19 protein-coding genes are annotated in these 14794 nt (G+C 44.8%); 6 read left to right on the forward strand and 13 right to left on the reverse strand.

Annotated features, from left to right (window positions below; all coding sequences use genetic code 11):
- The 4 genes from RH89_RS20525 to rsmS all read left to right on the forward strand — a co-directional run.
- Window positions 1-435, forward strand: a 435-nt coding sequence (locus RH89_RS20525) for a helicase C-terminal domain-containing protein (RefSeq protein ID WP_004406011.1), incomplete at its 5' end; no start/stop codon positions are given.
- Between the two features lie 38 nt (window positions 436-473).
- On the forward strand, window positions 474-1253 hold the full coding sequence (locus RH89_RS20530; protein WP_004406013.1) for a sulfite exporter TauE/SafE family protein: 780 nt from the start codon (window positions 474-476) through the stop codon (window positions 1251-1253).
- Window positions 1250-1801, forward strand: a complete 552-nt coding sequence (locus tag RH89_RS20535) for a primosomal replication protein (protein ID WP_004406019.1) — start codon at window positions 1250-1252, stop codon at window positions 1799-1801. Before RH89_RS20530 ends, RH89_RS20535 begins: the two co-directional genes overlap by 4 nt.
- The gene (gene rsmS / locus RH89_RS20540) at window positions 1798-1956 is read left to right on the forward strand and encodes a pleiotropic regulatory protein RsmS (protein WP_004406020.1); all 159 of its coding nucleotides are present in this window, start codon (window positions 1798-1800) and stop codon (window positions 1954-1956) included. The genes RH89_RS20535 and rsmS overlap by 4 nt, the downstream gene beginning before the upstream one ends.
- A gap of 16 nt (window positions 1957-1972) precedes the next feature.
- Here rsmS and RH89_RS20545 read toward each other — a convergent pair whose 3' ends face one another.
- From RH89_RS20545 to htpX, 9 genes are all read right to left on the reverse strand, one after another.
- On the reverse strand, window positions 1973-2488 hold the full coding sequence (locus RH89_RS20545) for a DUF3833 domain-containing protein (protein WP_004406021.1): 516 nt from the start codon (window positions 2486-2488) through the stop codon (window positions 1973-1975).
- Window positions 2485-3051: a chalcone isomerase family protein gene (locus tag RH89_RS20550; RefSeq protein WP_004406022.1), complete on the reverse strand. Its 567-nt coding sequence runs from the start codon at window positions 3049-3051 to the stop codon at window positions 2485-2487. Before RH89_RS20550 ends, RH89_RS20545 begins: the two co-directional genes overlap by 4 nt.
- Window positions 3048-3557 carry a DUF2878 domain-containing protein gene (locus RH89_RS20555; RefSeq protein WP_004406023.1) on the reverse strand — a complete coding sequence of 170 codons (510 nt, stop codon included), beginning with the start codon at window positions 3555-3557 and terminating at the stop codon, window positions 3048-3050. Before RH89_RS20555 ends, RH89_RS20550 begins: the two co-directional genes overlap by 4 nt.
- A 2-nt stretch (window positions 3558-3559) precedes the next feature.
- On the reverse strand, window positions 3560-4789 hold the full coding sequence (locus RH89_RS20560; RefSeq protein WP_004406024.1) for an SAM-dependent methyltransferase: 1230 nt from the start codon (window positions 4787-4789) through the stop codon (window positions 3560-3562).
- The gene (locus tag RH89_RS20565; RefSeq protein WP_004406025.1) at window positions 4779-5540 is read right to left on the reverse strand and encodes a DUF1365 domain-containing protein; all 762 of its coding nucleotides are present in this window, start codon (window positions 5538-5540) and stop codon (window positions 4779-4781) included. The genes RH89_RS20560 and RH89_RS20565 overlap by 11 nt, the downstream gene beginning before the upstream one ends.
- Window positions 5537-6814, reverse strand: coding sequence for an NAD(P)/FAD-dependent oxidoreductase (locus RH89_RS20570; protein ID WP_004406027.1), 1278 nt, complete (start codon window positions 6812-6814; stop codon window positions 5537-5539). Before RH89_RS20570 ends, RH89_RS20565 begins: the two co-directional genes overlap by 4 nt.
- A 13-nt stretch (window positions 6815-6827) precedes the next feature.
- The gene (locus RH89_RS20575; RefSeq protein ID WP_004406028.1) at window positions 6828-7562 is read right to left on the reverse strand and encodes an SDR family NAD(P)-dependent oxidoreductase; all 735 of its coding nucleotides are present in this window, start codon (window positions 7560-7562) and stop codon (window positions 6828-6830) included.
- Window positions 7559-7978 carry a nuclear transport factor 2 family protein gene (locus tag RH89_RS20580; protein WP_004406030.1) on the reverse strand — a complete coding sequence of 140 codons (420 nt, stop codon included), beginning with the start codon at window positions 7976-7978 and terminating at the stop codon, window positions 7559-7561. Before RH89_RS20580 ends, RH89_RS20575 begins: the two co-directional genes overlap by 4 nt.
- A gap of 200 nt (window positions 7979-8178) precedes the next feature.
- Window positions 8179-9039 carry a protease HtpX gene (gene htpX, locus RH89_RS20585; protein WP_004406032.1) on the reverse strand — a complete coding sequence of 287 codons (861 nt, stop codon included), beginning with the start codon at window positions 9037-9039 and terminating at the stop codon, window positions 8179-8181.
- A gap of 373 nt (window positions 9040-9412) precedes the next feature.
- Between htpX and RH89_RS30130 the strand changes: the two genes are divergently transcribed.
- Window positions 9413-9580, forward strand: coding sequence for a hypothetical protein (locus tag RH89_RS30130; protein WP_004406033.1), 168 nt, complete (start codon window positions 9413-9415; stop codon window positions 9578-9580).
- A 67-nt stretch (window positions 9581-9647) separates the two neighbouring features.
- Here the strand turns inward: RH89_RS30130 and bioD are convergent, their stop codons facing one another.
- From bioD to bioB, 4 genes are read right to left on the reverse strand one after another with little or no spacing between them, the layout of a single operon-like run.
- Window positions 9648-10343 carry a dethiobiotin synthase gene (gene bioD, locus RH89_RS20590; protein ID WP_004406034.1) on the reverse strand — a complete coding sequence of 232 codons (696 nt, stop codon included), beginning with the start codon at window positions 10341-10343 and terminating at the stop codon, window positions 9648-9650.
- Window positions 10337-11143, reverse strand: coding sequence for a malonyl-ACP O-methyltransferase BioC (bioC, locus tag RH89_RS20595; protein ID WP_004406035.1), 807 nt, complete (start codon window positions 11141-11143; stop codon window positions 10337-10339). Before bioC ends, bioD begins: the two co-directional genes overlap by 7 nt.
- On the reverse strand, window positions 11137-12294 hold the full coding sequence (gene bioF, locus RH89_RS20600) for an 8-amino-7-oxononanoate synthase (protein ID WP_004406036.1): 1158 nt from the start codon (window positions 12292-12294) through the stop codon (window positions 11137-11139). The genes bioC and bioF overlap by 7 nt, the downstream gene beginning before the upstream one ends.
- Complete coding sequence (gene bioB / locus RH89_RS20605; protein WP_004406037.1) at window positions 12281-13333, reverse strand: biotin synthase BioB; 1053 nt, start codon at window positions 13331-13333, stop codon at window positions 12281-12283. Before bioB ends, bioF begins: the two co-directional genes overlap by 14 nt.
- Before the next feature lie 137 nt (window positions 13334-13470).
- Here bioB and bioA point away from each other — a divergent pair, with 137 nt between their 5' ends.
- Entirely contained in the window at window positions 13471-14748 is a 1278-nt protein-coding gene (gene bioA, locus RH89_RS20610; RefSeq protein ID WP_004406039.1) for an adenosylmethionine--8-amino-7-oxononanoate transaminase, read from the forward strand.
- Window positions 14749-14794 lie beyond the last annotated feature (46 nt).

The raw sequence follows: 14794 nt of genomic DNA on the forward strand, positions 1-14794 counted from the left end.
AAAGCCAAATCTGAAAAGTGGATGCTACAAGTCCAGAGGGAATCTTCAAGAAATGAAATTCTGAAGAAGCATAAGTTTTATTGCGAAAAACAAAAGACCAGTATTCTATTTGGAACAGGCAGCTTTTCTGAAGGCTTAGATTTGCCGGGTAAACTACTTGAAAACCTCATCATCACAAAAATTCCGTTTGCCGTTCCGACATCCCCTGTAGAGGAAGCGCATGCGGAATATATAGAAAGAAAAGGTGGAAATCCTTTCCTGCAAATATCTGTGCCTGAAGCCAGTAAAAAGCTGATTCAATCTGTCGGGCGGTTGCTGCGTAAAGAAAGAGATTCTGGTAGAGTCATCATCTTAGACAGAAGACTTGTCACCAAGCGATATGGCAAGTCTTTGATTGACTCATTGCCCCCATTCAAACGACGTATCGAATACTAATAACGACGTGTCGATTATAAATAAAGAAAAACTAATACATGGAATTCATTGAGCCAACAATGTTGGTGGTGCTCGCTTTAGTGGCATTCTTAGCCGGATTTATCGATGCTGTAGCTGGTGGAGGCGGTATGCTTACTGTCCCTGCCCTACTTTCGCTGGGTCTGCCACCACATATTGCACTAGGTACCAATAAACTCGCTGCAACTTTTGCTTCTTCGACTGCAGCCATCACTTACTATAAAAAACGTCTATTCAGACCTGAGTGCTGGAAGAAAGCATTTATAGGAACGTTAATAGGTGCGACACTAGGAACACTCGTTGTTGATGCGATCAGCACAGAGTGGTTGGAAAAAGTTCTTCCATTAGTCATTTTGCTCTCAGCGCTTTACACCATTTGGCACAAACCCGTAAATGCATCCAATAATGCCGTTCCTGAACCGTGCCCAAGCCTGACTCGAAAGCAGTGGCTACAAAGCCTCACTTTAGGTTTTTATGATGGGGTTGCTGGTCCGGGAACCGGGGCATTTTGGACCGTCAGTAGTATGGCTTTGTACAAAATGAACATTCTGCTAGCGTCTGGACTGGCAAAAGCCATGAACTTTACCAGTAACTTCACCTCTCTGATTACTTTCGCAATCTTAGGTCACATTAACTGGGTACTTGGGCTCACCATGGGTGTATGCTTAATGGCAGGTGCCTATGTAGGCGCTCACTCAGCTATCAGGTTCGGAGCAAAGTTCATACGACCAGTATTCATTACCGTTGTCGTAGTTCTGGCTGGAAAATTAGCGTTTGATGCATGGTTTGTAAGCCTATGAGCAATTTCAGATCGTTAAAACAGAAAATCGAGCAGCTTAGTGAACAAGCTGCACAACTCGACAGGCAGAGAGGCGAACACCATCAGCCGTTGTTTGATGAAAGGCTTTTTCACAGTAGGTCTCGTCTTCTTGTACCATGCGTAAAAGAACTCCAAGCGACTTATGATTCTATCGTCCGAGAGCAAGAAAGCGGGCGATTAACAGCTCTTAGAGCAGAGCATTTAACCTCTCAGATGGTTGCTCAGATGGAAGCCATTCAAAGAGAGCTGTCAACTCAAACCATACGTAAAAGTGAAATCAAGCATTCCAGCCACTTTCAAAAACCGATTAACCAGCTATATCAGGAAATGGCTCAGCACCAAGAATGGGAACGTCGCCTCAAGGAGCTGGTTTTAGAAAAACAACGGGAACTGGATGCCTCGCCAGCCTATATGCAGGGTCAGGCGCAACAAGCATTAGTAGCCACAGAACAGAGGCTAAAGCGCTGTCAGGAATCCAAACTAAAACTCGAAAATCAAATTACTTATAGAGAACGTAATCAGCCATGAGCAACCCTACTCCACTAGATTCAGCACCTGACGAAATCAAGTTGGCTGTCGACCTTATTTATCTTCTCGAATCGAATGAAATTGAAGCCAAGACAGCATTGGCTGCACTGGAGATCGTAAAAGCAGATTTAGAAAGGAAGCTGGACTCAAAATAGATCTGAGCCACATAGATCACTTTTGAAAAAATATCGTCACTTCAGCGACTTCGATTCCGAACTTTCGAATTGAAGTTCGGTTGAACACGTGTTTTTCATCCTGACGGTATAGCCAGTCATCGAAATGAACTTCAATTGTCGAATCATCAAGTTCGAGCAAAAAGTCGTAACGCCAATGAAGAGCGTTGCCTGATTCGACACCCGTCGCCTCTCCAACAATATCATCGGCTCTTCCAATATAACTGCCATCGTCTTCTCGGGTGATGACCCATATCCTTTGGTCTTTTTCTCCGTCATCGAATACAAAGTCCTCGACCAAAGTGAGCGTGTTTTCTTCTACAGTACCAACCAAATCAACCGTGAAGCGGCGTGCCTGCTTGTCTGTGTAATCCTGAATCATTCCCCAGGCCTGAGACTCTCCTTCAAAATAGCCAAATAAATCGAAATTCGGCGTCGCCGCTTGATAATCATCGATGTCGGCTGAACAAGCGGCTAAAAGAGTAATAAGCCAGAGAATCAGGATTTTTTTCATCTACGTTTTCCTAAGGTCTGTTGACCTATCAATTGTTTTCTGTGTTTTGGGTATTCGGTATTAGGTGAGAACCAAATAGAAAGAAATGCGTCGTTTAACTGCTCGCTGGTTATATCACCAAGGTGGTTCGCCTTGTTCTGAGAATCGTAGAAAATGAACTGACCATTCTCGCCATCAGACACGTACACCAACCTTTCACCTTTGTTGATGTCTGGATATATACCTGACAAAGTCGCGATCCAATCGTCTCTTTGTTCCTTGCTATAACCCAAATGCTCCCATTGCTCCTGAGTTACATCCAGCAATTGCTGCTTAGGAATATCTCGAAGGTAGTTGATAAGCAACGCCATAGGATGAGGCGACACATCACCGCTCTCTTTGTATACGCCATCAGGGGTTTTTAGCTCAGACTTATAAATATCGAAAAACAACCAGCTTAAGCTGGATTTACCAACGGTTTTCCATCCGTCCCAGTCTTGGTTATCTTGTGAGCTTGGTGTCGAGCTTTGAGCATTAGCAGCCATCAAAATCCCGAACATCAAAATACCTACGTACTTTTTCATAACATCCCCCAGCGAGAGCTTAGTAATTTGGTCACAAAATAGCCGAGCAAAAACCATTCCAAGAACAAAATGGAGAGGGTGAGTAAGACGCCAAGCTCCCAGTCTACCGCTCCTAAGCGATAGCCGGCAAAGTAGCTTAATGATCCGGATACCCCTACTAATAGCGATACGAAAATTCTTGGGTATCGGTTCACCAGACTTCTCATTTGCACGGCATACCAACCAAACAGCCCCCAGAGCAACGTAAGCCAGACAGGGAAGGACACAGAAGGAAAAGTGAAAAGCCCTGTTTGCCAGTTAATGTGGTCGACTAAAATACCGAGAGCACTAACGGCAAAAATTAGCCTCAGCTTTTTCACTTCATCAACAAAGCAGAACAACAGAGTCAATACACTGGCTACAACTAACCATGCCTGAGTGTTTTCTCTACCGATGACAGCAAGGAACCAAAGCCCCTGAAACCATAAGCTGCTGGCGATAACAGGTACATTGCTCTTGCTGATCATAATCAGCTCACCTTGTGGAATGTCAGGTGAACGGTGCTTATCGTATTCGCCAGAAAACCACCTTCACAGTAGCTCAGGTAATAACGCCACATACGCACGAACCTTTCGTCGTATCCAAGCTGAATCACTTGAGGATAAGCTTGATTAAAGGCATGATGCCAGTCGGAGAGCGTACGGGCATAATCTTGCCCTATGTCATATAAGTCCCTGACAACAAAACCACTATGACGTGTCGTTTGTTCCAAAAGATGAGTAACGGACGGCAAAAAACCGCCTGGGAAGATGTACTTTTGAATAAAGTCGACTTGTTTGCTGTATTGTTCGAACCTTTGATCCGCAATGGTGATCGCCTGAATGGCTAACAGCCCTCCCGGTTTAAGCAGGGAGTAACATTTCTCAACATAAGAAGGCAGATACTGCTTGCCTACCGCTTCAATCATTTCAATCGACACGACCTTGTCGTATTGACCATCAAGCATACGATAGTCTTCTTTGAGCAGTGTGATCTTATCTTCTAGCCCAGCCTGTATTATCTGATCTCTGGCGTACGCATGCTGCTCTTCTGAGATCGTAGTGGTGGTAACCTGACATCCGTATCGGGATGCCATGTAAATCGCCATCCCTCCCCACCCAGCACCGATTTCGAGAACGTGATCGTCTTTAGTCAGTCGGAGCTGCTGACAAAGACGTTCCATCTTGTTGATTTGTGCCGAAGCTAACGAATCATTCTCTGAATTGTAGATACCTGACGAGTACAACATGTTCTCATCAAGAAACAATGTATATAGATCGTTGCCTAAGTCGTAGTGCGCTTCTATGTTCTGTTTTGACTGAGTAAGTGAATTTCGATTCAGCCAATGTGCAACCCGTAATCCAGCTTTCTGGATCCAACCAACGTTTTTATCCACCGCATCCAGAGTATCCAGATTCTCCGCCATTACACGGGTTACCTGAGTTAAATTCGGGCTATCCCATAAACCGTCCATGTAAGCTTCTGCTCCACCAATGCTTCCTCCTTTTACCACCCGCTCGTAAAAGTCTGCATCCAGAATGTCTATGATTGCTCTTTGTTCAGCAGATGGGTCTCCAAACTCCATTTGCTCACCAAATCTTTCGGTAATCGTGACCTGCCCTTTGGACAAATTACCTAACAACTTTAAAACCAGAGATCGGTAAGCCTGCTGACGAACAGACAGGACACCTTCAGAGGCAAAGGAACGGCTATTTAGCATGAGGTGTTTCCTTATTTTTATTATCAGGGTGAGAGTAATAATTCGCGCCTTTGACCCAGAGCTTGAGTGCGTGCCAGTAAATGCCCACAACCACTTTCACAGCCATGATTGGAGTTTTTACCAGGTATCGAATCAGCGTCCATCGGTTCAAAGGTTTCGCATCCATCGCCATGGAAGCATCAAACACTTTTTCTTCCTGATGGCACTCAAGGTGCACCATCAGCTTGTTAGTCAAGGGTTTTAACGACCAAACGTATTGTTGTTCGATAGGATTAAAAGGAGATACGTGAAATTCTTTATCGTGTTTCCAGTTTTCTCGTTGTTCCCCAGGTTCGGCTTTCACAGCATAGTAATGGCGCTCATTCCAGGGGGTATTGCTGACTTCTGCCAGAAGATAGCGCCATTCATCTTGTTCATCGTACAGATAGTAAAAATTGACCGGACTAAAATAGATGCCGAAATACCTCAGATGGCAGACAGCTTTCACCTTTCCTTTTAGCTTTACACCCGTCAGGTCTCGAACTTTTTGCTGAACTGCTTCTTTCAAATCACCAGAACCCACGTAATCTTCTCGGCGAAAACGAGCCCAGTGCCAACGTTTGTCACCAAATCCAATCAGTTTTTCTTTCAGATGTTCTAATTCATCCAGATCCAAACAAGGCATAAACAGCGGATATCTCAGGCTGTGCTTCACAGGGGAAAACCGCCTGTGCGTCACTTCGCCTTCTAGCATGCAGCTTGAGAAAGTCATGCGACCCCCTTCTTGAGTGCCGCTGCTTGCATTCTGATGCCTTCAACCACTTCTATCGCACTTCGAACACCGTCTTCATGAAACCCGTTGTACCAGTATGCTCCGCAGTACCATGTCGAGTTCAAACCATCGATTGAGGTCTTCTGCTTTTGTGCTTCGTGTGATTCTTTAGTGAACACAGGATGGTGGTAAGTGAATTGTCGGATAACCTTTGACGCATCAATCTTGTCACTCGAATTCAAGGAAACACAGAAGGTTTCATCGCTTTCTATATGCTGGAGAATGTTCATGTTGTAGGTCAAAGAAGGTAAAGATTGCTCCTCGCCATCTTCCCCAGAGAGAAGATAATTCCAAGATGCCCAAGCCGCGCGTTTTTCAGGAAGCAGTCGGGTATCGGTGTGAAGAACAACTTCATTAGCTTGGTATTGCATATCTGACAGCAAAGACTGCTCTTTCTCAGACGGATCACTCAGCAACCTGAGAGCCTGATCGCTATGACAGGCAAAGACGACAGCATCAAAATGCTCCATTCCGTGTCGTGACTTTATCAGTACTCCACCATGCCTTCTTTCTACGCTTTCCACCGGGCTGTTAAGACGGATATTGTCTTTAAAGCCTTTGGTAAGTGGATCAATATAGGCTTTAGAACCTCCATTGATCACATACCATTGAGGTCGGTCAGTAATATCAAGCAGACCGTGATTCAAAAAGAAATTGAGGAAAAACTGCAGAGGAAACGCTCGCATATCAGCCAGTGTAGAAGACCATATCGCCGCTCCCATTGGCAGAATATAGTTATCGGTGAAGTAGTGACTGAAACGGTTCTGCTGAAGAAAGTCTCCAAGGGTCTGCTCTACCCAATCATTTTCATCTACTGCCTTTTTTGCGAGTTTGTTGAAGCGAAGAATTTCGTAAATGAAATGATAGAACTTGGGATTGAGAAAATTACGTTTTTGAGCAAATAGCGTAGAAAGCGTGTGACCGTTATATTCCAACCCGTTGCTTTGATTGCTCACGCTAAAGCTCATCTGAGTTGGAGTACCTGTCACCCCTATCTCATTCATCATTGATATAAAGTTAGGGTATGTGCGATCGTTGTAAACGATAAAGCCAGTATCTACAGCATAAGTTCTGCCTTTTCGCTCTACATCAATTGTGGCGGTATGCCCGCCAATGTAATCGTTGGCTTCAAAAATCGTAACATCGTACTCTTGATGTAAATAGTATCCACACGTTAGCCCTGATATGCCCGACCCAATAATAGCAATCTTCATTTGTCCTCCATCCCTATCCCGTTGTCACCCACTTCGAGACAATTCTTCGTTGCCACGAGTAAGGTAAAAGCCCAATCGTTCTTAGAATCCAGGTGAACGCTTTGGGAAAATAAATACTTTCTCGTCTCTCATGAACACCAAGACGAATCTTTTCAGATGCTTCTTCCACACTGACCATCAAAGGCATCGGGAAGTCGTTTTTATCAGTAAGCGGTGTCTCGACAAACCCTGGATAAACCATGGAAACATCGACACCTTCTTTCTTCTTCGGTAAAGCCAGACTTCTGGCCAGGTAACTGAGCGCGGCTTTGGATGCGCCGTAAGCTTCTGCTCTAGGAAGCGCAATTTCACTGGCAATAGAACCTATTATGACCAGATGATCACCTTTCATAACCTGTGTCTGGCTGGCTTCTAAGCAGTTAACAACTCCAAGGAAGTTGACGTTTACAATACGCTGAAAGACTTGAGTGCTAACCTCGCCGTTATCGATGTACTCACAATCACCAGCATTAAATATCCAGAGCTCTGGGCGTGGTGATAGTTCATTGAAGGCTTTCGCGGTCTGTTCACTGTCGGTGACGTCAAACTGCAACGTTTTAATATTGCTTGAGTGTTGTTCCAGTTCCTGCAATCGGTCGTGGTTTCGACCACATGCCCATACCTGATGCCCGGACTGTGCATAATCTTTGGCAAGCTGAAGCCCGATGCCTGAAGTCGCTCCGGTAATCAATACTACCTGCTTGCTCATTGCCCTAACCCCGACTTAATTTTCTTAATAAGTAAGCCGAGCACCGGAATTTGCTCGTAAAGCATTGACCCCAAGTCAAAGTAATCTCTATGGTGCTTGACTTTATTGTCTTCAAAGGAGATCTGGCTAACGCCATCCACTTTTACTTCTCTAGCTCGGTTTAGCTTGGGGTGCTTCAGTGACATGGTCCAAACGATAAACCCTGTGTCGCCGAACTGGTGGCTCTCGTGAATGTGAAAATTACACTGTTGAACATTCTGGTACAGGCTTTCGAAGTAGGCATAAAGAACGCCATTTCCTTCTAAACGATGAGCAGGGTCTTCAAATACCACGTTTGGGTGATAAAGTTCTTTCACCGTGCCTAAATTGTGCTTCCCAAGTGAACGGTAAAAATCTGCTACATGCTCAATATCCATCTTTACCCCGCTACTGACTTCCCATTAGTTATACAATTATTTTTTTTGTACACATATTTAATATAGCTGTAAAAGTTGTACAAATATATTTTTGTATAACTTTTGCTGTCAGTTTTGTTTACGAGGGGAAAATCAAAACGGATCACAAACAAAAAAGGCCCGATAAAAATCGGACCTTTTCTTTTACTATTCAGTATGTTTTAGCTGTTTCGAAGCGCAGCAATACGATTATCTAGAGGTGGGTGACTAGACATAAGTGCCGAAAGTGCACTCTTACCGTTGATACCAAATGCCATCATCGAACCTTCCAGTTTCGGCTCGTGGCTGACTTTCAATCGCTCCAACGCTGCAATCATTTTATGCTTACCAACCAGATCCGCAGCTCCGGCATCAGCATAAAACTCACGGCGACGGCTGTACCACATAGTAATGAAGCTAGCTAGGAAACCAAATACAAGCTCCAGCACAATAGATACCGCGAAATACGTCATCATGTTAGTGCCGCCCTCTTCATCGTCATTAGATGAGACAATATTAGCGATAAAGCGAGACAAGAAGATAACGAAGGTATTCACAACACCTTGCATCAAAGTCATGGTAACCATATCGCCGTTAGCAATGTGGCTAATTTCGTGAGCGACTACCGCTTCAGCTTCATCTCGGGTCATATTGTGCAGAAGACCTGTCGAAACTGCGACCAAAGAATCATTGCGCTTTGCACCTGTTGCAAAGGCATTGATATCAGGTGAATCATAGATAGCAACTTGTGGCACACCGATACCTGCCTGCTGAGACTGACGCTGAACGGTTTCAAGCAACCAGTGTTCTGTCTCATTACGTGGGCTTTCGATGACCTGACCGCCCACAGAGCGCAATGCCATCTTCTTAGACATCAGCAGTGAGATAAACGCGCCACCAAAACCAAATACCGCTGCCATGACAAGTAAACCAGACAGGCTACCTGGTGACATTCCAGTTACAGCATAAACAATGTTTAATACGATACTTAGCACCAATATAACGGCTAAATTGGTTGCCAAGAATAACATCACACGCTTCATTAATTTTTCTCCAAATAGGAAGCTTACTTTATCTAACTCTTCGGCTAGTCATACTTTAGGATCTGTTGACCCTAGAATGAAGAGCTTTCTTATACCTTATAAGCGCTCGACAAAACACCTAAGAATGTAACATATACATATAGTCTTAAATTTTAAAAACAAGGTTAAGAGCAAAATTGCAACATTTGATGTCTGAGATGCTCAAATTGTGAATATTCATTCAATCTTAAGAACTTCAGGAAGTTATCGCACAAACAAGCGGTCTTATACTCGGGTATTAGACCATAGTCTTATTGCCGTCGAATGACACTAGATCTAGAGTTGGGACGTCGGAAAGCGATTCCCAAATAGAATATCCACGGAGAATGGAAACATGAATGACAACGGAAATTTTCAGATGGCTATTGATATGCTTTGCTGCCACTTGGGTTTAACCGAAGATGAGGCGCGTGAGCAGCTAGGGTTGAAATCAGACGTTCAACGCCAGCAGCAGATCACTGACACTCAGCAAGCATTGATGGGTCTAACTGCAGAAAAATAAGAAATTCAAAAACAAAAAACGGCTGCTTCTGAGCAGCCGTTTTTTGTTGTTCCAAAGCAGCGGTCAATTAAGCAAATATGGCTTCTTCAACCAAAGCCGACACATCAATATACTTACCAATGTTTTTGCTCTTGGCACTTGGTACGTATGGGATCTCTCCCAGCTTAGGTGCAGGAATTTTGTCTTCAAGCATCTTGATGATTTCAGCATAATGCTCAGTGCCCGGATTAATTCGGTTACCCACCCAGCCTACAAGCTCCAAACCATCATTTTTGATAACTTCAGCCGTCAACATAGCGTGGCTCAGGCAACCAAGCTTAATCCCAACCACCAGCACTACAGGCAGTTTTTCTTTCTTAACCCAAGTCGACAGGCAGTCAGAATCTGAAACTGGAACTCTCCAGCCTCCCGCTCCTTCAACAAGAACCACGTCTGCCTTCTGTTTGTGCTGAGAAAGCTTCTCGCTTAGCACGTCATAATCAATTTCCATACCGTCGCGCTTAGCCGCAATGTGTGGAGAGGCAGGGAGCATCATTGGGAATGGATTTACGTCATCGTAGCTTACATCAAGACTGCAAGCTTCTTGCAGGTGAAGAGCGTCTGAATTTCTCTTCCCTTGTTCTGTCAGCTCGCACCCCGAGGCAATCGGTTTGTAGCCAATGGTTGAAAATCCTTTGTCATTAAGGGCTTGGAGAATTGCTTTTGAAGCAACCGTTTTTCCCACTTCGGTGTCCGTACCGGCAATAAAAAATGCATTTAGCATGCTGATATCTCTCCTAAACAAACTTGGTAAGTTGCAGGTAATAGATCTTGATGGGCATACAAGCGTCGGTAGGCTTTATCTACGTCTTTCAGCTTGGACTTTGTAACCAGACCAACTGAGCGACCTTCGACATAGTTAGCACCGATGCCCTTTAAGTCTCGCATCAACTCCAGAGCAGAGTTGTATCTCAAAGTGATGGGAAACGAGTCTATGTGATGAGTACTACATCCTGCTTGCGCTAACGCAAGTTTTACCTGTTTACTGGATAAAAATGCATTCACATGTTGATATGCATCAACTTTGCTCCATGCGTTCTTTAGCTCTATCAATGAGCCATCCAGAAGAGTAGAAAACCATGCTTTCCCACCCGGCTTTACTACTCGTTGAATCTCCCTTAGCGGCACGGATAAATCATCACACCACTGCAACGCCAAGCTGGAGAAAACAAAATCAAAGCTGTTGTCAGAAAATGGTAGAGAGTCTGCATCGACATTTTCGCAGTGCACGTTCAGTCCCTCACATCGATATTCTGTCGCGGACAACATTGCTTCCGATAGATCTGCCGCCACCACCTTAGCGCCTCTGGTAGCCAGAATTTCAGAGAAGTAACCAGTACCGCAGCCTAAATCCAGTATGATTTTTCCTGTCAGATCCTCAGGCATTTTATCAAGAAGAAGATGACCAACCTGGCGCTGGAACGCGGCATGCTGATCATACGTTGCTGCAGCACGCCCAAAAGATTCGGAAATGGCTCGTTTATCGGATGTGTGATGAGAGATTAAAACCGCTTGTTCTAACATACGCGACTCGCTACTACTTGTTTAATCTTGTTTGCCATCTTTGCTACGTCTGCTATCGAGTGATTCGCTGTCAATGTAATGCGCAGCCTCGCCTGACCTTTAGGCACTGTGGGAGGACGAATAGCCGTCACCCAAATCCCCTGTTCTCTGAGGTTATGAGCTACATCTACCGCTACCTCTGCTTCCCCACAGAGAAAAGGTTTAATCGGAGTATCTGTGTGGACGAATCCGGGTAAATCGGCAAGCGCTTCATCATAAGCATCTGACAACTCGGCTAGTTTTTCCCTTCTCCATTGCTGTGTACGCATCAAGGAAACAGAATGAGTCAGAGCATGCGCCTGGGAAGGCGGCATTGCGGTCGAATAAACATGATGACGAGCGAATTGCGTAAAGTAATCACCCAAATTGGCGTTACACATCACTGCCGCACCAGATAAGCCTGGGGCTTTACCAAATGTCACCACCAGAATGTCTGGTTTAATACCAGCATATTCACAACTACCCCGACCTTCTTCACCCAGTACGCCAATTCCATGGGCATCGTCCACCATCAAAGCGGCATTATTCAATTCGGCTTTTTCTGCCAGACAGGACAATGGAGACAGGTCTCCATCCATGCTGAAAACGCCTTCAGTCACTACCAACGTAGATTTCGAAGGGTCAACAAGCGAATTCAGGTGGTCGATATCATTATGTCTGAAGCGCTTCATGGACGCTGGAGAAAACATCCCCGCTTCCATTAGCGACGCATGGTTTAGCTTATCTTGGATAAGAAGATCATCTTTTTCCAAAAGGGAAAAAAGCACAGCCTGATTCGCACTAAAACCTGAACTGAACAAGATGGCTCGGTCAAAACCCAGCCATTCACACAAAGTCTCTTCTAGCTTGCAGTGAGCATCGGAAAAGCCAGTAATAAGCGGAGAAGCCGCACTTCCGGCACCATATAAACTCAGCCCCTGCTGCCATGCAGACACTAAGTCTGGCTCTGTTGCCAAACCAAGATAATCGTTGCTGGAAAAATTTAGGTATTGCTTACCATCTCGTTGAAAATCCGAGCTATTTGCCCCGCTCAAAGCCGTGAGTCGGCGAGACAGCCCTTTCTCCTCACGCTCTTTTAGCCGGGACTGGATTCGGTCTTTAAACGCTTGCATCGTAGAACAAATCGTCTTTTGCTGGGCGTGCTGCTACACGTTCCACTACCCTATCAAGCAATTCATTCTCTTCAATTTCGTCTGGCTTCTGACTAACAGCCTGGCTGTTGATTCCAAGTTTTTTGAACAGAAGCATATCTTTGTCTTCAGAAGGGTTTGGTGTGGTCAGTAGCTTACAGCCATAGAAGATAGAGTTAGCACCAGCCATAAAGCATAACGTCTGCATCTGCTCATTCATGTTTTCACGTCCTGCAGACAAGCGAACTGCCGACATCGGCATCATGATGCGTGCGATGGCGATCAGACGGATAAAATCAAACGGTTCAACGTCATCCACACTTTCAAGTGGCGTACCTTTCACTTTAACCAACATGTTGATAGGAACACTCTCAGGGTGAACCGGTAAGTTCGCCAGTTCAACCAAAAGACCAGCACGGTCATTTACACTTTCACCCATGCCGATAATACCGCCAGAACAGATCTTCATACCTGCATCACGAACGTGCGAAAGCGTATCCAGACGATCTTGATAAGTACGAGTGGTGATAATGCTGCCGTAGAATTCAGGTGAAGTATCCAGGTTGTGGTTGTAGTAGTCCAGACCAGCATCTGCCAGTTCACTGGCCTGATCCGGCGTTAACATACCCAAAGTCATACAGGTTTCTAAACCCATACCCTTTACCCCTTTGATCATCTGGGTTAGGTGTGGCATGTCTCTTTCTTTTGGGTTTTTCCAGGCAGCTCCCATACAAAAACGAGTTGAACCAGCATTCTTGGCTTTCTGAGCCGCATCGAGAACTCGTTCCACTTCCATCAAACGCTCTTTTTCGACGTCAGTTGTGTAACGGGCACTCTGAGGGCAGTACTTACAGTCCTCGGGACACGCACCGGTTTTGATTGAAAGCAGGGTACTTACCTGAACATGGTTGTGCTGCTGATGTTGTCTGTGAATCAATTGTGCTTCAAACAACAGATCCATAAACGGCTTATCCATAAGGGCTCTGACTTCAGCATGAGTCCAGTTATGACGTACTTCCACGTGCGTATCCTTAATTTTGATTATTGTTAATTGCTACTTGGCTAGTGTACTGACAACCGATAGACTGTCAACATTGCAAACCCAACCAAGGTTTACAATTGTTCATTTTTTAAACAATTAAAATTAAAGAGAGCACCATGGATTTAGCCTTCGACCGAGAGCACATCTGGCATCCCTACACTTCTACCCTCACACCTCTGACCTGCTATCCAGCCGTATCAGCCAATGGAGTTAAGATCCACTTGGAAGATGGTAAAGAGCTTATTGATGGGATGTCGTCTTGGTGGTCGGCTATTCATGGGTATAACCACCCAGTTCTGAATCAAGCAGCAAAAACTCAAATCGATAAAATGTCGCACGTGATGTTTGGTGGGCTTACTCATGAACCCGCCATTGAGCTCTGCAAAAAGCTATTAAACATCGCACCAAGTAGAATGGAACACGTATTCCTCGCCGATTCTGGGTCAGTCGCTGTCGAAGTCAGTTTGAAGATGGCATTGCAATACTGGCATGCCAAAGGAGAAAAGCGTCCGAAGTTTTTAACTTTGAAAAATGGATACCATGGCGACACGTTTGCGGCGATGTCAGTCACCGATCCTGATAACTCCATGCACAGCCTGTATAAAGGCTTTCTGCCAGAACACATTTTTGCTGAAAATCCAAAATCTGGGTATTTCGATGAATGGAAGCCAGATGACATCACTGATTTTGAGCTGAAACTCAAAACTCATCAAAGCGATATTGCTGCGGTCATTTTAGAACCCATTGTTCAGGGTGCTGGAGGCATGCATATATATCATCCCCAGTTTTTGAAAGAGGTTCGTCACTTGTGCGATGAGTACAAGGTTCTTCTGATTCTCGACGAAATTGCCACTGGGTTTGGTCGTACGGGTAAAATGTTTGCATCTGAACACGCTGAGATTGAACCAGACATTCTATGCGTAGGAAAAGCCATTACCGGGGGATACATGACCCTCTCTGCCACTATGGCATCAAAAGAAGTCGCGAATACGGTTTGCGGAGGCGAAGCAGGCTGTTTTATGCATGGTCCCACGTTTATGGGTAACCCTTTAGCATGTGCCGTTGCCAGCGCAAGTTTAGCGCTGCTTGAAACCAATGACTGGAAACAACAAACACAGAATATAGAAAATTGGTTCTCAGAAAAGCTTCCAAAACTAGCATCTAATAAACGCGTTAACAACGTGCGCTGGCTCGGAGCAATTGGCGTTGTAGAAACCCATCAGAACGTCAATATGGAAGTGATTCAGGAGCATTTTGTTCAGCAGGGTGTCTGGATTCGCCCGTTTATGAATAGAATTTATATGATGCCTCCGTACATTAGTGAAGAGCAGCATGTCGATATACTGATTTCTGCTATATCAAGCGCTTTAGAAAAAGACGTTTGCTTCCAGTAAGGAAGGGCATTCAAAACGCAAAAAGCTGGCATAAGCCAGTCTTTTT

It is taken from the genome of Vibrio nigripulchritudo ATCC 27043, assembly GCF_000222685.1.
GTDB classification, from domain to species: domain Bacteria; phylum Pseudomonadota; class Gammaproteobacteria; order Enterobacterales; family Vibrionaceae; genus Vibrio; species Vibrio nigripulchritudo.